The 18,243-nt window shown below is 72.8% G+C and carries 22 protein-coding genes; 12 read left to right on the top strand and 10 right to left on the bottom strand.

Features of this window, described 5'->3' with window-relative positions; translation table 11 throughout:
- Positions 1–53: 53 nt before the first annotated feature.
- On the bottom strand, positions 54–1,037 hold the full coding sequence (locus tag JT362_RS11455) for a cation diffusion facilitator family transporter (protein ID WP_260191102.1): 984 nt from the start codon (positions 1,035–1,037) through the stop codon (positions 54–56).
- 33 nt (positions 1,038–1,070) lie between these two features.
- Entirely contained in the window at positions 1,071–1,784 is a 714-nt protein-coding gene (locus JT362_RS11450; RefSeq protein ID WP_260191101.1) for a DUF6882 domain-containing protein, read from the bottom strand.
- Between the two features lie 57 nt (positions 1,785–1,841).
- Here JT362_RS11450 and JT362_RS11445 point away from each other — a divergent pair, with 57 nt between their 5' ends.
- Positions 1,842–2,474 (top strand): phosphatase PAP2 family protein, encoded by a 633-nt coding sequence (locus JT362_RS11445; RefSeq protein WP_260191100.1) that lies wholly within the window; start codon positions 1,842–1,844, stop codon positions 2,472–2,474.
- 55 nt (positions 2,475–2,529) lie between these two features.
- Complete coding sequence (locus JT362_RS11440; protein WP_260191099.1) at positions 2,530–3,270, top strand: VOC family protein; 741 nt, start codon at positions 2,530–2,532, stop codon at positions 3,268–3,270.
- A gap of 1 nt (position 3,271) precedes the next feature.
- Here JT362_RS11440 and JT362_RS11435 read toward each other — a convergent pair whose 3' ends face one another.
- Complete coding sequence (locus JT362_RS11435) at positions 3,272–3,895, bottom strand: SDR family NAD(P)-dependent oxidoreductase (protein ID WP_260191098.1); 624 nt, start codon at positions 3,893–3,895, stop codon at positions 3,272–3,274.
- Between the two features lie 107 nt (positions 3,896–4,002).
- Here JT362_RS11435 and JT362_RS11430 point away from each other — a divergent pair, with 107 nt between their 5' ends.
- The 3 genes from JT362_RS11430 (at position 4,003) to JT362_RS11420 (ending at position 5,705) form a co-directional block, all read left to right on the top strand.
- Entirely contained in the window at positions 4,003–4,161 is a 159-nt protein-coding gene (locus tag JT362_RS11430) for a hypothetical protein (protein ID WP_260191097.1), read from the top strand.
- A gap of 84 nt (positions 4,162–4,245) precedes the next feature.
- Positions 4,246–4,704, top strand: coding sequence for a MarR family winged helix-turn-helix transcriptional regulator (locus JT362_RS11425; protein ID WP_260191096.1), 459 nt, complete (start codon positions 4,246–4,248; stop codon positions 4,702–4,704).
- A 110-nt stretch (positions 4,705–4,814) separates the two neighbouring features.
- Positions 4,815–5,705: an NmrA family NAD(P)-binding protein gene (locus JT362_RS11420; protein WP_260191095.1), complete on the top strand. Its 891-nt coding sequence runs from the start codon at positions 4,815–4,817 to the stop codon at positions 5,703–5,705.
- A gap of 165 nt (positions 5,706–5,870) precedes the next feature.
- On the opposite strand, the gene JT362_RS11415 is transcribed toward JT362_RS11420, so the two are convergent.
- Genes JT362_RS11415 through JT362_RS11405 form a run of 3 tightly spaced genes read right to left on the bottom strand, consistent with a single transcriptional unit; the run spans position 5,871 to position 9,778 of the window.
- The gene (locus tag JT362_RS11415) at positions 5,871–7,955 is read right to left on the bottom strand and encodes an iron ABC transporter permease (protein ID WP_260191094.1); all 2,085 of its coding nucleotides are present in this window, start codon (positions 7,953–7,955) and stop codon (positions 5,871–5,873) included.
- 7 nt (positions 7,956–7,962) lie between these two features.
- Complete coding sequence (locus JT362_RS11410) at positions 7,963–8,931, bottom strand: ABC transporter substrate-binding protein (RefSeq protein WP_260191093.1); 969 nt, start codon at positions 8,929–8,931, stop codon at positions 7,963–7,965.
- A gap of 19 nt (positions 8,932–8,950) precedes the next feature.
- Positions 8,951–9,778 carry an ABC transporter ATP-binding protein gene (locus tag JT362_RS11405; protein WP_311202691.1) on the bottom strand — a complete coding sequence of 276 codons (828 nt, stop codon included), beginning with the start codon at positions 9,776–9,778 and terminating at the stop codon, positions 8,951–8,953.
- Positions 9,779–9,915: 137 nt separating this feature from the next.
- Here JT362_RS11405 and JT362_RS11400 point away from each other — a divergent pair, with 137 nt between their 5' ends.
- From JT362_RS11400 to JT362_RS11390, 3 genes are read left to right on the top strand one after another with little or no spacing between them, the layout of a single operon-like run.
- Complete coding sequence (locus JT362_RS11400) at positions 9,916–10,368, top strand: MarR family winged helix-turn-helix transcriptional regulator (protein ID WP_260191092.1); 453 nt, start codon at positions 9,916–9,918, stop codon at positions 10,366–10,368.
- Positions 10,369–10,380: 12 nt separating this feature from the next.
- The gene (locus tag JT362_RS11395; protein WP_260191091.1) at positions 10,381–10,797 is read left to right on the top strand and encodes an organic hydroperoxide resistance protein; all 417 of its coding nucleotides are present in this window, start codon (positions 10,381–10,383) and stop codon (positions 10,795–10,797) included.
- Entirely contained in the window at positions 10,797–11,801 is a 1,005-nt protein-coding gene (locus JT362_RS11390; protein ID WP_260191090.1) for an NADP-dependent oxidoreductase, read from the top strand. Before JT362_RS11395 ends, JT362_RS11390 begins: the two co-directional genes overlap by 1 nt.
- A gap of 3 nt (positions 11,802–11,804) precedes the next feature.
- Here the strand turns inward: JT362_RS11390 and JT362_RS11385 are convergent, their stop codons facing one another.
- Genes JT362_RS11385 through JT362_RS11375 form a run of 3 tightly spaced genes read right to left on the bottom strand, consistent with a single transcriptional unit; the run spans position 11,805 to position 14,143 of the window.
- Complete coding sequence (locus tag JT362_RS11385; protein WP_260191089.1) at positions 11,805–12,161, bottom strand: DUF6542 domain-containing protein; 357 nt, start codon at positions 12,159–12,161, stop codon at positions 11,805–11,807.
- A complete protein-coding gene (locus JT362_RS11380; RefSeq protein WP_260191088.1) occupies positions 12,151–13,374 on the bottom strand; it encodes an LCP family protein in 1,224 nt (407 codons plus the stop codon). Before JT362_RS11380 ends, JT362_RS11385 begins: the two co-directional genes overlap by 11 nt.
- 7 nt (positions 13,375–13,381) lie before the next feature.
- Entirely contained in the window at positions 13,382–14,143 is a 762-nt protein-coding gene (locus tag JT362_RS11375; protein ID WP_260191087.1) for a polysaccharide deacetylase family protein, read from the bottom strand.
- A 184-nt stretch (positions 14,144–14,327) separates the two neighbouring features.
- Here JT362_RS11375 and JT362_RS11370 point away from each other — a divergent pair, with 184 nt between their 5' ends.
- From JT362_RS11370 to JT362_RS11360, 3 genes are all read left to right on the top strand, one after another.
- Positions 14,328–14,891, top strand: a complete 564-nt coding sequence (locus JT362_RS11370) for a hypothetical protein (protein ID WP_260191086.1) — start codon at positions 14,328–14,330, stop codon at positions 14,889–14,891.
- A 118-nt stretch (positions 14,892–15,009) separates the two neighbouring features.
- A complete protein-coding gene (gene cseB, locus JT362_RS11365) occupies positions 15,010–15,693 on the top strand; it encodes a two-component system response regulator CseB (protein ID WP_260191085.1) in 684 nt (227 codons plus the stop codon).
- Entirely contained in the window at positions 15,690–16,913 is a 1,224-nt protein-coding gene (locus JT362_RS11360; RefSeq protein ID WP_260191084.1) for a sensor histidine kinase, read from the top strand. Before cseB ends, JT362_RS11360 begins: the two co-directional genes overlap by 4 nt.
- An 11-nt stretch (positions 16,914–16,924) precedes the next feature.
- Here JT362_RS11360 and JT362_RS11355 read toward each other — a convergent pair whose 3' ends face one another.
- Complete coding sequence (locus JT362_RS11355) at positions 16,925–17,836, bottom strand: LLM class F420-dependent oxidoreductase (protein WP_260191083.1); 912 nt, start codon at positions 17,834–17,836, stop codon at positions 16,925–16,927.
- Positions 17,837–17,931: 95 nt separating this feature from the next.
- Here JT362_RS11355 and JT362_RS11350 point away from each other — a divergent pair, with 95 nt between their 5' ends.
- A complete protein-coding gene (locus JT362_RS11350) occupies positions 17,932–18,243 on the top strand; it encodes an early set domain-containing protein (protein ID WP_260191082.1) in 312 nt (103 codons plus the stop codon).

The raw sequence follows: 18,243 nt of genomic DNA, 5'->3' as shown, positions 1-18,243 counted from the left end.
AAATCCTTGTTATCGAGAGGGGAACAACAAATTAATTGTGGCGAAGCTCCGTGCTAGTCGGAGCGGAGTGGGCGGCCGTAGCGGGCGAGCACGCGGGCGCGTAGTTCCGGGTCGGTGCGGGGGACCGGTTCCAGGAAGATCTCGTCCAGTTCGGTGTATCGCTCGGTGAGTTCCGCCGCTATGCGTACGCAGGCCAGTTCCAACTCGTGCGCGGTCAGGTCGTCGGCGAAGTCGAGGCGTGCGCACAGCAGGACCCGGTCGGTGCCGGTGACCATCGTCAGCAGGTCGACGACCGCGTCGACCTCCGGGGCGGCGGACAGGCGCCGGCGGATGTCGCGGACGATCACCGGGTCGGCCTGGCGGCCGATCAGCAGGCGCAGGTTCGTACGGCCGAGGATGTAGGCGACCACCGCGAGCAGTACGCCGATCAGCACCGACGCGAGGCCGTCCCAGACGCCGTCGCCGGTCAGGCCGTGCAGGACGAGGCCGCCGAACGCGAGCAGCAGGCCGATCAGCGCGGCGCTGTCCTCCAGGAACACCGTCTTGACCGTCGGGTCGTCGGCCAAGCGCAGGTACTCGCGCGGGCGACGGTTCTCCTGCGCGGCCTCGGCGCGCACCTGCTTGACCGCCCGCAGCCAGGACACACCCTCGAGCACGAACGCTAGCCCGAGCACGAGGTACGCCACCCAGGCGCTCTCCTGCTCCTCACCGCCCCCGACGATCGTGCTGATCCCCTCGTAGAGCGCGAACACCGCGCCCGAGGCGAAGATCGACACGGCGGCGAGCAGTGACCAGACGTACCGTTCCTTGCCGTACCCGAACGGGTGACGCCGGTCGGCCGGGCGGCCGGACCGACGCAGCGCGGTCAGCAGGAACACCTCGGTGAACGTGTCGGCCACCGAGTGCGCGGCCTCGGCCAGCATCGCGGCGGACCCGGTGATCAGGCCCGCGACGAGCTTCAGCACGGCGATGGCGAAGTTCGCCCCGAGGGCGACGAGCACGGTGAGGGTGCTCTCCGACCGCTGCTCCTCCGCCATCACGCACCTCCGGGCCTCGACCCTAACGGCGTGTCAGGCGGGCTGCTCCATGGAAGCGTTGATGTTCTCGATCCGCCCCAACTGGTCGAAGTGGACTGTCGCGGACAGACCGGGCGAGTTGAGCGTGAGCCGGTCGGCGTCGTGCACCGGGCTCAGCCCGCGCCGCACCGCGTAGGCGTGCACGGCCCGCCGGTGGTCGCTGAGCCGCAACTCGGCGAGCCCCTGTTGGAGGACCCGCATCACCCGAGTGGGTGCCGGCGGTGGCAGCGTGAAGTCCGGGTGCTCGACGAGGAACGCCGCACGGGTACCGCCGCCGACCTCGCCGGAGTAGCTGGTCCAGTTGTTGGCCGCGGCCTTCGCGGCCTCGGTGAGCATGCCCGCGACGAGGTTCGGGTCGGTCGGCGCGCCGGGCAGCGCGTCGAACGGGACCTCCGGCTCGGCGAGCGCGTCGATGCCGTGCCGCTGCCCGAAGTCCCGGACGTACTCGCCCAGCGCGAGGATCGGCTGCGGGTAGCCCTGCGGGTTGGCCCAGCCCCAGAGCCACGAACGCGGGCCGGGTGCGGCGGAGCCGAGCAGGTGGAAGCGCGAGCAGACGCGTGGCTGGACCCCGGTGAACGCGAAGCGCGGTTCCGCGAGGTCGGCCTCCCAGGCATGCTCGCCGAGCACCTCCGCGAGGTGCAGCTGGTGCTCGAACGAGTAGAGCGCGGCGTCGTCGAGCAGTTGCTCGAACGTGGGTGATGCGGACACGACCGCACCCTACCCCGGCGCCGCGCCGGGTCCCTGCTGTTCACCTACCGTGCACTTATGGCCCCATCCGACCGGCAGGCGGTCCACCTGGCGCTGGTCGGCCTGTTGTTCGCCGCCGCTGTCGCCCTGACCGCGTTCGCGCACGACGTGACGGACCTGGACACCGCCGTGCGCCAGTGGGCCCTCGGCCACCGCGCGGCCGGCCTCACCACGGCCGCGACCGTGGTGACGACCATCGGCGGCTCGCTGGTCCTGGCGCCGGTCGCGGTGGCGGTGGCACTGGTACTGGCCGTCCGCGGTCGCCGGTCGGACGCCCTGCTGGTCAGCGCGACGACGCTGGGCGCGCTGGTGCTCGGCCCGCTGCTGAAGGCCGTGATCGAACGCCCCCGCCCGCGCGAGGATCACCTGGTCGTGGTCGACAGCTTCGCCTACCCGTCGGGTCACTCGCTCACGTCGATGGCCGTGCTCGGCGTGCTGACCGCGCTGGCCGTCCGCCACCTGACAGTCCGTGCGGCCCGGGCGACGGCGGTCGCCGCGGGTGCGTTCCTGATCGCCGCCGTCGGCGTCAGTCGGGTCTATCTGGGTGTCCACTGGCCCACCGACGTGCTCGCCGGCTGGCTCGTCGGGGCCACCTGGCTCACCGTCTGCCTGATCGTCGTCGGCCGCCGGGTGAAACAGGACGTGAAGTGACCGGTTTCCGGTCTAGCTTCGAGCGCGTCAGCCACCTCCGTCCGAAGGGCACCCGATGAGCGACGTCAGCCGGAACCAGCCACTGGGCACACCGACCTGGATCGACCTCGGGGTCCCGGATCTCCGCGCGGCCGAGGCCTTCTACGGCGCGGTGTTCGGTTGGGAGTTCGCCGCCAGCGCACGCGGCTCGGACTGTCTGCTGCGCGGTCTGCCGGTCGCGGGTCTGCGTCAGGGCACCACCGGTCCCGGCTGGGCGGTCCACCTCGCCACCGACGACTGCGACGGGACGGCCAAGCGGGTCGTCGCGGCCGGGGGCACGCTGCTGGAGGGCCCGCACGAGGTCGGCGACCTCGGACGCGCGGCCATCGGCGCCGACCCCACCGGCGGGCGGTTCGGGCTCTGGCAGGGGCGCGCGCAGCCGGGCTGCCGGCTGGTGAACGAGCCGGACACGTTGATCCGCAACGACCTCGTGACCGCGCGGGCGGAGGCGGCCAGAGCCTTCTACGCCAACGTCTTCGACTTCACCCTGGACGGCAACCCGGACCTGCCCGAGCTGGACTTCACCTTCCTCCGCCGCCCGGACGGGCACGAGGTCGGTGGCATCGTCGGCTCGTCCGACGCACCCGCCACGACCTGGGTGACCACGTTCGCGGTCGCCGACACCGACGCGACCCTCGCACGGGTGGTGGCGGCCGGCGGCACGCACACCGCTCCCGAGGACACCGTGTACGCCCGCGTGGCCACGGTCACCGACCCGTTCGGCGCGGAGTTCTCCGTCGGCGCGCCCCCCTCCTGAGCTAACCGGCGAGGTAGCCGCCGGTGGCGTCGAGGTCGTGGCCGACCACCGCGCTCGCGTCGGCCGAGGCGAGGAACATGACGACCCGGGCGATCTCGTCGGCGTGGACGATTCGCCTGATCGGGTAGTCCTGCGCGATCTGCTCGTAGGTCACGCCGAACGCCTCGGCCGCGCGCCGCAGCATCGGCGTGTCGACCGCGCCGGGAGCGAGCGCGTTCACCCAGATGTTGTCGGCCGCGTACTCGAGGCCCGCGGCCTTGGTGAGCGAGGCCACCGCGCGCTTGCTCGCGTTGTACGGCGCGATGGTGGCCCATCCGACCTCCGCCGACACCGACGCGGTGTTCACGATGACGCCGCCGCCCCGCACGAGCATCCTCGGCAGTTCGTACTTCATGGCGAGGAAGACGTCGGCCGCGTTGGTACGCCACACGGCCTCCATGTCGGCGAGCGTCTGCTCGTGCAGGCGGACCGCGCGGGGGCTCTCGATGCCCGCGTTGTTGATCGCGATGTCGAGCCCGCCGTGTCGGCGCACGCACGCGGCCACGAGGTCGCGGACGTCCGACTCGACGCGGCGGGGGAGCAGTTGGTGTCCGCCGCTCGCCGTCACCTGGCCGACTGGCAGCACACGACCCGCCTGGTCCGCACCACCGCGGCGGCCGAGGGCAACGTCCTGCGGTTCGGGTTCGCGTCACCGGCGGCGGCGCACTGGCCAGGCGGGCGAGGGCGGCGTCGATGGCCGAGTACTACCGGCACCCCGACCTCGCCTGGCTGCCGATCACCGACGTCGAGCCGCTGCGCATCGCCCTCGCCTGGCCGCGTGACTCGGTCAACCCGCTGGTGGAGGCGTTCGTCCTGGTCGTGCGGGAGCTGGTCGAACAGGACGTGAGCTGACGTGCGTGCGGGGGACAGCCGGCGCCGGGTGCTCGACGGCGGTGACGCCTGGAATACCTGTCTGTGCAGTCACGTTTCCCGGGCATGGCGACCATGCGGTTGAGTGAGCTCGAGGACGAGGCCTGGCGGGGGTTCCTGTTCGCGCACGACCGGATCTGGCGCGAGATCGAGGCCGGTCTCGCCCCGCTGGGCGTGAGCATGGCCGAGTACAGCGTCCTGGCACTGCTCGGCGAGGCCGGTCCCAAGGGCATGCGGATGTCGGACCTCGCCAAGCGCCGGGTGATGTCCACGGGTGGGTTCACCCGGCTCGCCGACCGGTTGGAGAGCCGCGGCGCGATCGAGCGGCGGCGCTCGGCCGTCGACGGCCGCGGCTTCGAGGCGGTCCTGACCCGAGAGGGGCGGGCGCTGTTGCGCAAGGCCTGGCAGCAGCAGTACCGCGACCTGCGCAAGCTCTTCTTCGACCGGCTCGACGACGACGACCTGCGCAACCTGGCCGCCGTCTGGGCACGGATCGCCCCCGAGGACGAGGACGCCACGTACTGATCCCGGGCACCAGCGGCGGCCCCGGCCGTGAGTCACGTCACAACCGGAAATTTGTCTGCGCAGGCAGATAGTTCGTTCCTGGTGTGAACCACTCATACCAAGGAGCGCCCATGCCGATCGCATTCGTGGCCGGGGCCACCGGCACCCTCGGTGGTCTGATCGTCGAGAGTCTGCGACGCCGGGACGTCCAGGTCCGCGCCCTCGTCAGGCCGGGCAACGCCGAGGGCCGCCAGGCACTCGACGGCCGCCCAGGCGTCGAGGTCGTGGAAGGGGACATCCGCGACTCCGTCGACAGCCTCGGCCGAACGCTGGACGGGGTCGGCGTCGTGATCTCCGCCGTCCTGGGGGACGCGGACGTCATCGTCGACGGCCAGGTGAACCTGCTCCGCGCCGCCGAGAAGGCCGGGGTCGCTCGCTTCATCCCCTCGGACTTCTCCTACGACCTGTTCCGGCTGGACCCGGACGACAACGCCTACTCCAACCTCCGCCTGGAGGCCCACAAGGCCTTCGGCGAGAGCCCGGTGGCGGTCACGTCGGTACTCCCCGGCGCCTTCCTCGACGTCGTGCACCAGCCCTACTTCGAACACGTCGACTGGGAAGCCGGCACGTTCAGCTACTGGGGCGACGGCGACCAGCCCATCGAGTTCACCAGTTACGCCGACACCGCCGAGTGGACCGCCGAGGTCGCCCTCGACCCCACACCCGGACCCACCGTGCGAGTGGCGGCCGACATCCTGACCACAAGAGGACTGCACCAGACCCTGGAACGCGCCTCGGGACGAAGGCTCGAACCGCGCAGGCTCGGCGGCCTCGACGACCTCAAGGCGGAGATCGAGCGGCGCAAAGCGGGCTCCACCAACGTGTTCGACTACCTCGCCCTGCAGTACGCCTGGGTCATGAACACCGGGAAGGCGAGCTTCGACCGGCTCGACAACGACCGCTATCCCGGTGTGGAGCCGACCAGGGCCGAGGAGTTCTACCGGCGCGCCCTGAACTCCTGACGACCCGCCGGATCCGTCGGCCGACGGGGGCCGCGCCCACGGCGCCGATCCGTGTGACGTACCGGGGCGGGAGCGTGGTCACGTCGGTCGGCGGCGAACCGGAGCGGGAGCCGCCCGTCGAACGCCGGAGTTCGGCGAGGTGCTGAACCACGTCAAGGACTCGGCTCAGGCGCGGCGGCGGTAGAGGAGCCAGACGAAGTACGGGGTGCCGACGATCGCGGTGACCAGGCCGGCGGGGAGTTGGGCGGGGGCGATCACGGTGCGGCCGACCACGTCGGCCAGGCAGACCAGGGTGGCGCCGAGCAGGGCCGCCACCGGCAGGACCCGGGCGGAGCGGCGGCCGACCATGGCGCGGGCCGCGTGCGGGGCCACCAGGCCGACGAACGCGACCACCCCGATCCCGGCCACCGCCGTCGCGGTGAGGGCGACCGCGCAGACCATGAGCAGGAGCCTGGTTCTGGGCACCCCGATCCCGAGTAGGCGCGGGGTTTCCTCGTCCAGGGACAGCAGGTCGAGCGCCGCGCGCAGGTACCACAGCAGGGGCACCACGACCGCGATCGCGATCATCATCGGGACCAGGTGCTCGAACGTCCGGCCGTACGTCGACCCGGCCAGCCAGGTCAGCGCCTTCGCCTCGTTCCACGGGTCGGTGAGCGTGATCAGCAGGGCTACCAGGGCGTTCGTTCCCGCATAGACCCCGAAGCCGATCAGTACCAGGTTGTCGCTGGCGAAACCGCGCCTGGCGGCCGACACGAACACCAGGGTCGCGGCCACGCCGGCACCCACCCCGGCCGCGGCGGCCTGCAGCCAGAACCCGGACATCGGCACCAGCGTGATGATCACGATCGCGCCGACGCCCGCGCCGCCGGTGACACCGAGGATCCCGGGCTCCGCCAGAGGGTTGCGGCTAACGTTCTGGGTGACCACGCCGGCGAGCGCCAGCGCCGCGCCGGCCAGGACGGCGGCGACCACGCGAGGCACGCGGTTGTCCATCACGCCGGACACGATGGGGCCCGCCTGGCCGCTCACCCAGTTGACCAGGTCGCCCATCAGCAGCTTCGCGTCGCCGAGCAGGACGCCGGCGACGACGACGCCGAGCGCCACGGCGACGAGGACCGTGAGCAGGACCAGGTACCGGACGCGGCTCACCCCGGTCCGCACCCCGGCCGCGGGTGGCTCGCCGCCGGACCCGGACACGCGCAGCGTCCTGGCCAGCCCCACCACGAAGATCATGCCGATGATCGTCGTCACGACGCCGGTCGGCACGTCGAGCGCGCTCTGCGAGCCGACCAGCGCGCGCAGCAGCACGTCCGCGCCGATCAGCAGCACGGCACCCATCGCGCCGGACACCGGCAGCAGCGCGGCGTGCCGGTGCAGGCCGGGCACGCCGGCCGCCAACAGCCGCACCAGCGCGGGTGCGGACAGCCCGAGGAACCCGACCGGGCCGGCCAGCACCACGGCCGACGCCGCCATCAGCACCGCCATCACGACCGCGGCCACCCGCACCCGGTTGACCGCGACACCGAGCGCCCTGGCGTGGTCGTCGCCGACGTACACCAGGTCCAGCCGCCGGGCCAGCACCAACAGCGCCAGCAGCACGGCCCCGACCAGCGGCGCGAACGTCAGCACACCGTCCAGGCCGTTCTGGTCCAGCGAGCCCTGTCCCCACGCGTACAGGCCCTGCGTCTCCTCGGTGAACAGCACCAGCAGCGCCGTCGTCATCGCGACCAGCGCCAGCGTGATCGCCGTGCCGGCCAGCACCAGGCGCGCGGAGCCGTTGCCGCCGGCGCCGGACAGCACCAGCACCAGCGCCGCCGCGCCGAGCCCGCCGAGGAACGCCACCCCGGCCGCCCCGAGCAGCGGCAGCGACACCCCGAACGCGGCGAACGCGACGATCCCCAGGTGCGCGCCCGCGTTCACCGCGAGCGTGTCCGGGGACGCCACGATGTTCCGCGTCACCGACTGCAGCGCCGCGCCGGCGACCCCGAGCGCGACCCCGACCACCACCCCCACCAGCAGCCGGGGTAGGCGCGCCTCGACGACCACGTCGACGGTGCCGTCGCCGGACGCGCCGACCAGCAGGCCGAGCACGTCACCGGCACCGACCGAGGACGTGCCCTGCGTGAGGTGCACCAGCGCGAGCACCCCGAACGCCGCGGCCAGCGTGACGACCAGCAGGAACAGCCGGCCGCGCCGGGGCGGCGCCGGGGTGGGCGCCGGCGCCTCGGTGGGGGTGAGCAGGGCGGTCACTGGCGGGTCAGCTCACCGCGTCGACAGCGGCGTCGATCAGCTGGGCCATCGAGGTGGGGCCGCCGAACATCCAGATCGAGTCCGGGAAGCGGTGCACGGTGCCGGCCTTGACGAACGGCAGGTTCCGCCAGATCGCGTTGTCGGCGAGCTGGTCGGCGTACGGGTCGCCCTCCGCGCTGTTCGCGATGTACCAGAACCGCACGTCGTCGGGGAGGTTCGTCAGGCCCTCGACGTCGGCCTGCGCCAGCCCGTACACCGCGTCGCCCTCCATCGACCACGCGTTCTCGAACCCGAGCTCGGCGAGCACGCCGCCGATCAGCGAGCCGCTGGTGAACGGGCGGATGCTCACCGAGCCGGAGTCCGCGTAGGCGTCGGAGAACGCGACCTTCGAGCCGTCCGCACCGGCCTCGGCGATCGCGGCCCTGCCGTCGGCGACCTTCGTGTCCCAGTCCGACCGCAGCTCGGCCGCCCGGTCCTCGGTGCCGGTGGCCTCCGCCAGGATGTCGACGTTCTCCCACATCGCGCCGATGGGGTCGGCCGAGTCGCCGCCGGTCAGCACGATGACCGGGGTGTCCTTCTCGATCTGCTCCAGCGCGCCCTCGACCAGCGAGTCGGTGACCACGACCAGGTCCAGGTCCAGCTGGGCGAGGGTGTCCATGCTCGGCTCGCCGCGGGTGCCGATGTCGGTCGGGGTGTCGTCCAGCGGCTCGGAGCTGACCCACTGGCCGTAGCCCTTGATGTCGGACACGCCGACCGGCATCACGCCGAGCGACACCAGGTGCTCGACGGCGTTCCACTCGGTCGCGGCGACCCGCTCCGCCGGGCCGTCGAGCACGACCTCCTTGCCGCGCGAGTCGGTCACGGTGATCCGCTCACCGGAGGACGGCGCGGTCTCGTCGGCGGCCGTCGGGTCCTCGGTCGTGCCGCACGCGGCCAGCGCCAGGACGGCGAGGCCGGACACGATGATCTTGCGCATCGGGGTCTTCTTCTCCTTGTCAGGCGCGCAGCGCCGGGTCGTTGTAGCGGCCGACCGCGCGGGTGTGGATGCGCCCGTCGACGGGGTCCCGGTGCACGTCCACCCGGATGCCGTAGGCGCGGCTGAGGTTCTCGGTGGTGAGCACGTCGTCGGGCGGGCCGTCCGCGGTCACCCGGCCCTCCTCGAGCAGCAGCACGCGGTCGGCGACCGCGGCGGCCTGGTCGAGGTCGTGCAGCACCAGGCCGATGCCGACCCCCTCGGCATCGGCCAGGTGCCGGACGACGTCCAGGATCTCGACCTGGAACCGCAGGTCGAGGTGGTTGGTGGGCTCGTCGAGCAGCAGCAGCCCGGTCCGCTGGGCGAGGCAGCTGGCCAGCCAGACCCGCTGCGCCTGCCCGCCGGACAGCGCCTGCACCGGCCGGTCGGCGAGCGGGGTGAGCCCGGTGAGCTGGAGCGCGCGTTCGACCGCGGCGGCCCCGTCGGCGTCGCGGCCGCCCCAGCGGGAGCGGTGCGGGTGGCGGCCGAACTCGACCAGCTCGCGCACGCTCAGGCCGCCCGGCGCGGTGCGGTTCTGGGAGAGCATGGCGATCCGCTTGGCCAGGTCGCGGCCGCCGAGCAGCCGCAGGTCCTCGCCGTCGGCGAAGGTCACCGTGCCCGACTTCGGCGGGTGCAGCCTGGCCACGGCCCGCAGCAGGGTGGACTTGCCGCTGCCGTTCGGCCCGATCAGGGCGGTGACCGTGCCCGCGTCGAACGAGAGCGACGCCGCGTGCACGACGACGTCGCGGCCGTAGGCGACGTCGACCTGGTGCGCGACGACGCTGTCGCCGGAGCCGGAGGTGGGAAGCACGCCAGTACGTTAAGGAAGGCTTGCCTAAGGTGCCAACCCGGTGGGACGAGATCGTTATCACTGTTCCGCTCTGATCGCGCACGATCGAGTTGCGCACAATCGAATTCGGGCTAGGGTCGGGGCCAGGAGGTGGCGGCATGGCGGACGACCTGGAGCTGGACCGGCAGGTGTGCTTCGCGCTGTACGCCGCGTCCCGCGCGGTCACCCAGCTGTACCGCCCGCTGCTCGACGCGCTCGGCCTGACCTACCCGCAGTACCTGGTGATGCTCGTGCTCTGGGAGCACGGCCCCACCACCGTCAAGGAACTCGGCAGACGGCTGGAGCTGGACTCCGGCACGCTCTCGCCGCTGCTCAAACGCCTGGAGACCGCGAACCTGGTGACCCGCAGGCGGCTGGCCGCCGACGAGCGCTCGGTCGAGGTCCACCTCACCGACGCCGGCCGGTCCCTCCGCTCGCGGGCGACGACCGTGCCGCGCAAGGTCTCCGCCGCCACCGGCCTCACCTCGCACGAGCTCCGGTCGCTGCGCCGCGACCTGGTCCGGCTCACCGAGGCGGTCGGCTCCTCGCGGCTCGACCCAGACCAACCGTAGAAGGGAACACGCATGTCCACGCTCTACACCGCCAAGGCCACCTCGACCGGCTCCGGCCGCGCCGGCCACGTCGAGTCCGACGACGGCGTGCTGTCGGCCGACCTGAGCATGCCGGAGGGGCTCGGCGGCGCTGGCGGCTCCGGCACCAACCCCGAGCAGCTGTTCGCCGCCGGGTACGCGGCCTGCTTCCACAGCGCGCTGCACGGGGTGGCCCGCCGGGAGAAGCTGCGGCTCGCCGACTCGTCGGTGACCGCCGAGGTCGGCATCGGCAAGGTGGGGGAGGGCTTCGGCCTGTCGGTGGAGCTGGTCGTCAGCATCCCCGAGGTCGACCAGGACACCGCGCGCAAGCTCGCCGACGCCGCGCACCAGGTGTGCCCGTACTCCAACGCCACGCGGGGCAACATCGACGTGACGGTCCGGGTCGCCTGATGGTCGCCACCCGCGAGATCCACCTGGCGTCCCGCCCGGACGGCTGGCCGACGGAGGCGAACTTCGCCGTGGTCGACCGCGACCTGCCGGCGCCCGCCGACGGCCAGGCGCTGGTGCGCAACGTGTACATGTCGGTCGACCCGTACATGCGGCCCCGGATGAACGACGTCAAGTCCTACGTGCCGCCGTTCCAGGTCGGCGAGCCGCTCGACGGCGGCGCGATCGGCGAGGTCGTGGAGTCCCGTGTGGACGGTCTGGCGCCCGGCGACCTGGTGCTGCACCGGCTCGGCTGGCGCGAGCACGCGCTGGTCGACCGCCCGCGCCGGCTGGAGCCGATCGAGGGGGTGCCGGTGTCGCACTACCTCGGCGCGCTCGGCTCGACCGGCCTGACCGCCTACGTCGGCCTGTTGGAGATGGCGTCGATGCGCGAGGGCGACACGGTGTTCGTCTCGGGCGCGGCGGGCGCGGTGGGCAGCATCGCCGGTCAGATCGCCCGGTTGCGCGGCGCCGCGCGGGTGGTCGGCAGCGCCGGCTCGGCCGAGAAGGTCGCGCTGCTGACCGACAAGCTCGGCTTCGACGCGGCGTTCGACTACCGGGACGGCGACCTGTACCGGCAGCTCGCCGCCGCGGCCCCGGACGGCATCGACGTGTACTTCGACAACGTCGGCGGCGACCACCTGGAGGCGGCGATCACCGCGATGAACGACTACGGCCGGGTGGCACTGTGCGGGTCGATCTCGCAGTACAACCAGGCCAAGCCGCCGCCAGGTCCGCGCAACATCGGCCTGGCCGTCGGCAAGCGGCTGACGCTGCGCGGGTTCATCGTCAGCGACCACGCCAGCCGCTTCCCCGAGATGGCCCGCGAACTGGGCGCCTGGCTGGCCGCCGGTGACCTGGTGGCCGAGGAGACCGTGGTGGACGGCGGCCTGGACGCCGCGGTCGACGCGTTCCTCGGCATGCTCCGCGGCGCCAACACCGGCAAGATGGTCGTCCGCATGCCCTGACCTTCAGTGCACTCGACGCCGCGCGTGGAGCACCCGGGCCAGCACGACCAGGCCCACCGCGACCATGGTGGCGAGCAGGTACGGGAAGGTGGCCGACACGTCGACAGCCGCGCTGAGCGCGGGCCTGCCGAGCAGTACCGTGCCGGCCACCACCACCCCGGTCACCACCGGCGGCTGCACGACCACCGTGAAATACCCGTCCGGCCGCACCACCAGGGCCGCGAGTACGCACGCGGCCGCCACGGCGACGGGGAACCAGCGACCACCCAGCCATCCGCCGACGGCGGCCAGCCCGGTCGCGCCGAGCGCGACGGCCCACCACGGCAGACCCCAACGCCCAGTTGACCGCTCAGTTGACACAGGGCACCCCGTCCGCCGTGATCGGTTCCTCGTCACCCTCGTCGCCCTGGCCCGCGGGCGTGGTGATCCCGTAGCGGTCCTCGGCCAGCGGCTCGCGCACCGGCGCCCGCCCGTCGCCGCCCGGCTTCCCCTTGGCCGGCTGATCACCGAGCAGCGCGGCGAAGTACGCCCGGACCTCCTCCGGGTCCACCTCCACCGCGCTCCCGTCGTACGGCGTCTCCAGGTTCGACCGCCCGGTCGGGATCGTGGAGAACTCCAGCCGGTCGCCGCTCAGGTCCGCCACCTGCTGCGCGAACCCCAGCAGGTCCCAGTCCTCGTCCAGCACCACCGAGCGGGTCAGCGCGTCCACCAGTGCCGTCACCCGCGCCGGGTCGGTCAGCGTGCCGGCGGAGAACATCCGGTTCGCCAGCCCGGCCAGGAACGCCTGCTGCCGGCGCACCCGGTCGAGGTCCCCGTTCGGCAGCCCGTGCCGCTGCCGCACGAACTTCAGCGCGTCGACGCCGGCCAGCAGCTGGTGCCCGGCGGGGAACTCGGCCCCGGAGAACTCGTCGTCGACCGGCGCGGTCAGGCACACCGGCACCCCGCCGACCGCCTTGGTGATCTCGCTGAACCCGTACAGGTTGATCTCCGCGTAGTGGTTCACCCGCAGGCCGGTGAGCGCGTTCACCGTGGCGATCAGGTTCCGCCGCCCCGCCGTCCGCGATTTCCGCTCCACCACGGCCTCCGCCGCCCCGGAGGCCCGCAGCTCGTCCGCCTTCGCGTTCATCGCCCTGGCATAGGCCGAGTTCAGCTTGTGCCGCCCGAACCCGCCCGCTATGTCCACATAGGAGTCACGGGGCAGCGACACGGCGAACGCGGTGCGGTCCGGGTCGGCCGGCACGTGCACGACGATCATCGTGTCGGTGTTCCGCACCCCGGTCGCGTCGCCGGCGTGCAGGTGGTCGAGCACGTGCTGCGGCAGCGGGTCGCCGTGGGTGTCGGTGCGGCTGTCGATCCCGACCAGCAGGATCGTCTGGTCGGTGCGCGGCGCGTCGGGTGCTGGCGGCCCGGGGTCCGGCGCCGACGGGTCGGCGACGATCACGTCGTCGGTGACCAGGTCGTCCACCGCGTCCCGGTAGGTCGCCCAGCCGAACCCGATCCCGGCGAGCAGGGCGGCCGAGACCAGACCGGCCACCCCGCGTCCCGCCCAGGTCAGCGCGCGCCGTGCGGACATGGTGACCTCACTTCAGGTAGTCGGACAGCAGGGCGGGGGTCAGCCCGTCCTGCTTGGCCTGCACGACGAACGCCGCGATGTCGGCGCGGAAGTTCTGGGTGAAGTGCATGAGCACGATCGAGCCGGGCCGGAACTCGTGCGGCCCGGCGAACACGAGCTGCCCGTCGCGCACCTCCGAACCCCAGTGCACGACGTACTTCGCGCCAGCGTCGGCGGCCGCGCGCAGGGTCGTGGCGTCGCTGTTGCCGTAGGGCGCGCGGAACAGCGTCGGCCGCTCGCCGAACACCTCGGCGTAGTGGTCGGACACCGGCCCGATCTCGGCGCGCTGCGCGGCGAGCGCTCGGCCGAGCAGGTTCGCGTGGGTGGCGGAGTGGTTCTGGATCGAGCCGCCGGTCCTGTCCCGCAGCCGCCGGAAGTACGCGGGGTCCTGGTCGGCGTACGTGCGGGTGAGGAACAGCGTCGGCGGGATGCCGTTGCGCTTCAGCTCGGTGATCAGCGCGGGGTCGCGCACGGTGCCGTCGTCGATGGTCAGGAAGACGACCGGGTCGCTGGTGTCGACCTTGTACACCAGGGTCGCCGGCGGCGGGGGAGTGCGCCGGGGCGCCCGCCTCGGTTCGGGCGGCGCGGTCGACCGTTCCGTCGCGGCGGCCGGCTTCGCCGTGTCGGGCGGTGCGGACCCGATGCCGGACCCGATGTCGGGCACGATCACGACCGCCGCGCCGACGAGCAGCGCGAGCACGACCGTGGCCAGGTGTCGCCGGTTCGGCATGCGGACCCCCCTCGAGGAACTCTTTCCCGCCGGCGACGCTATGGATCTTTTCCGCCCGGCCAGCGACGGTCGTGTAACAGCCGCCCGGCGGATCCCCCGCGGCCCGGTAACGGCACCTCGGGGGCGTGTGGCCGCGGCCGGCGGGACGTGGTCTGCTTGGGTCCGAACGGGTGAAGGAGGTCGGATGCGTCGGCTGGTCGCGGTGCTGTGCTGCGCCGTGCTGCTCGGCGCGGCCGGGTGCGCGACGACCGGCGGGGTCGAGGTCGCCGGGCAGGCCAGCCAGGTCGAGCCGCCGCCGGTCGTGCCCCCGCTGCCCAGCGGCACACCGGAGTCGGTGGACGCGGTCGCGGTGCTGCGGGCCGATCCCGCGGTCCCGGAGAAGATCAAGTCCCTGTTGGTGCCGTGCGAGGGCGGCAGCTACCCGGTGGTCGACCGGTACGCCGACCTCACCCGGGACGGCGTCGTGGAGCTCGTGGCTACCGTGTTGCCGTGCCATTGGGGTCAGGTGCCGATGCCGTCCGAGACCTCCGGCATCGGGCTCGCCGGCTACGTCTACGACCTGTCCGCCGACCCGCCGACGCGGTTGCTGGCGCTGGAGAACGGGGTGGAGCTGCTGGTGGACCGGGGGAACCGGTTGGTGGCGACCGCCAGCCGCTACCTCGCCGAGGACGAGCTGTGCTGCCCGACCGACCAGCGGATCACCTTCTACACCTGGAACGGAACCGGCTTCGTGGAGACCGACCGATGACCACCTCCGGAACCGTCACCTCAGGAGAACGTGACGCAAACCGGCCACAAGTACGTGACCGAGCCGAACCCGAACGGCCCAACGCGACCAACAGGGTTGATTCCGGGGAGGCGGAACTGTGAGCGACCTGCGCGTCCTGCTGGTGGAGGACGACGCCGTGATCCGCGAGGCGACCCAGCTCGCGCTGGAACGCAACGGCTTCACGGTGACCGCGGCCGCCGACGGGCTGACCGGGCTGGCGGACTACCGCGCGCGGAACCCGGACGTCGCGCTGCTCGACCTGATGCTGCCCGGCATGAACGGCGTCAGCCTGTGCCGGCAGATCCGGGAGGAGGGCCAGACCCCGGTGATCATGATGTCGGCACGGGCCGACCCGATCGACGTGGTGCTCGGCCTGGAGGCGGGTGCGGACGACTACGTCACCAAGCCGTTCGACAGCACGGTGCTGGTGGCGCGGATCCGGGCGGTGGTGCGGCGGATGGGCCGGGCGGCGGCGCCCGCCGCAACGGACTCGGTCCGGGCGTTCGGCGCGCTCGAGGTCGACCGGTCGGCGCTGGAGGTGCGGCTGGCCGGGAGCCCGGTGGAGCTGACCCCGACCGAGCTGCGGCTGCTGCTGTGTTTCGTCGACTCGCCCGGCACCGTGCTGACCAGGGACGTGCTGCTCGAGCAGGTGTGGGACTACCAGTGGGGCGGCGACTCGCGGGTGGTGGACGTGCACGTGCAGCGGCTGCGAGCCAAGATCGGCCAGGAGCTGATCGAGACCGTGCGCGGGTTCGGCTACAAGCTGCGGACGGGTCCGTGAGGCTGTTCCCGCAGAGCCTGCGCTGGCGGCTGTCCGCGGTGATCGCGGTGGTCAGCGCGGTGGTGGCGGTGGCGCTGAGCCTGCTGGTGCGGGCGGAGTTCAGCCGGGTGCAGCTGGCCGACGCGCGCAGGGTGCAGGACGAGCGGATCCAGCTGGTGGTGCGCGACTACGGGTTGACCGGGCGGGTGGCGCTGGGCAGCGAGCTGGACTCGTCGCGGGTGCCGGCACAGCTGCGCGCGGCGGTCCGCGGCGGCAAGCGGGCGACGTACCTCGAACGGGGGACCGACGGCGCGTGGATCTGGGCGGCGGCGGAGACCGGTGGCCGGGTGCTGTCGCTGCGCAGCTCGTACCGGGACCGGGACGAGGCGCTGGCCCAGCTGGACAACGTGCTGATCATCGGCTCGTCCGGGGTGCTGGTGCTCGGGTCGGTGCTCGGTGTGGTCCTCGGCGGGCCGCTGTCCCGCCGCCTGCGCCGGGCCGCGGTGGCCGCGCGCCGGGTGGCCGACGGCGACGCCGACACGACGGTCGGCGACACGATCGGATCACGTCCGCGCGACGAGACCACCGAGCTGGCCGAGGCGGTGGACGAGATGGCGCTGGCGCTGCGCGAACGCCTGGCCGCCGAGCAGCGGGTGACCGCCGACATCGCGCACGAGCTGCGCACGCCGGTGACCGGTCTGGTGACCGCGGCGGAGCTGCTGCCGCCGTCCCGCCCGGCCGAGCTGGTGCGCGACCGGGTGCGGGTGCTGCGGTCCCTGGTCGAGGACATCCTGGAGGTCGCCCGGCTGGACACCGCGACGGAACGGGCGGAGCTGGTGGAGCTGTCGCTGGCCGACTTCGTGCGCAGGCGCGTGCCGGCGGTCAGCCAGGACGCGGAGGTGCGGGTACTGGCCGAGGAACAGGCGCGCACCGATCCGCGCCGGCTGGAGCGAGTGCTGGTGAACCTCCTGGTGAACGCGGACCGGCACGGCGAGTCCCCGGTGACCGTCGAGGTCGACGGCCTGGTGGTGCGGGTGCGCGACCACGGCCCCGGCTTCCCCGACGAGCTGCTCCGCGACGGCCCGTCCCGGTTCCGCACCGCGAGCAGCGAGCGGGGTGGCGGGCACGGCCTCGGCCTGACGATCGCACTGGCCCAGGCGAAGGTCCTCGGCGCCCGCCTCGACCTAGCCAACGCCGACACCGGCGGCGCCCAGGTCACCCTCACCCTGCCGGCGTCCTGACCCGCCGTGACCTACAGCTGGGGGCGGACGGCCGAGGCGATCAGTTCCAGGTGGTCCAGGTCGTCGAGGTCCAGGATCTGCAGGTAGGCGCGGGAGGCGCCGGCCTCGGCGTAGCGGCCGAGCTTGTCCACCGCCTCCGCGGGCGACCCGGCCGCGCCGTTGGCCTTCAGCTCGTCGACCTCGCGGCCGATCGCCGCCGCCCGCCGCGCGACCTCCGCGTCGTCCTTGCCGACACAGGCCACCACGGCGTTGGAGAGCACGATCTCCGACCGCTCCCGGGCCGCCAGCGCCTCGCGCACGCGCCCGAACTGGGCGGCGCTGTCCTCGACGGACGCGAACGGCATGTTGAACTCGTCCGCGTACCGGGCCGCCAGCTCCGGCGTCTTGGACTTGCCGTGCCCGCCGACGATCACCGGAACGGGTGACTGCACCGGCTTCGGCAGGGCGGGGGAGTCGGTCAGCGAGTAGAACTCGCCGGCGAAGCTGTAGGTCGACCCGGGCGGCGTGGCCAGCAGCCCGGTGACGATCTCCAACTGCTCGGCCAGCCGGGCGAGCCGCCTGGCCGGGAAGGGGATCCCGTAGGCGGTGTGCTCGGCCTCGAACCAACCCGCGCCGAGCCCCAGCTCGATGCGCCCGCCGGACATCTGGTCGACCTGGGCGACCTGGATCGCGAGCACGCCGGGAAGCCGGAAGGTGCCGGCCGTGAGCAGCGTGCCCAGCCGGATGCTCGACGTCTCCCGGGCCAGCCCGCCGAGGGTCACCCAGGCGTCGGTCGGGCCGGGCAGCCCGTCACCGCTCATCGTCAGGTAGTGGTCGGACCGGAAGAAGCCGCTGAACCCCAGCTCCTCGGCCGCCCGCGCCAGCCGCAGCTGGGTGTCGTAGGTGGCGCCCTGCTGAGGCTCGATCATCACGCGAAGATCCATGCCCCCATTCAACATCGGACCGCGTCGAATCGCGGAGCCGGCTCGCGTCCGCCATCCTGTGACCAACAACCAGTGTGAAAGGAACACCTCGAGTCATGCTTCGGATCGACCGCGACAACACCGGTGGGCTGCGTCTGACGTTCGTCCTGCGTCCGGACACCCCGCGGGGACGGGTGAGCGTTGTCGGCGACTTCAACGACTGGCGACCCGGCCAGCACGAGCTGCGGCCGCGCAGCAACGGCACCCGGTCGGTCGCGGTGATCGTGCCGGAGGGCACCGACGTGCGGTTCCGCTACCTCGGCGAGGACGGCCACTGGTGCAACGAGACCGAGCACCCCGACGTCCGCCAGATCGGCGAGGACAGCGTCATCCGCGTCGCCGCGCCCCGCCGCCCCCGGGAGGCCTGA

Origin of the sequence: Actinophytocola gossypii, from assembly GCF_025165815.1 — a bacterium.
GTDB classification, from domain to species: Bacteria; Actinomycetota; Actinomycetes; order Mycobacteriales; family Pseudonocardiaceae; genus Actinophytocola; species Actinophytocola gossypii.
The sequence above is the reverse complement of the archived record's forward strand: the minus strand, read 5'-3'. Positions and strand labels throughout refer to the sequence as shown.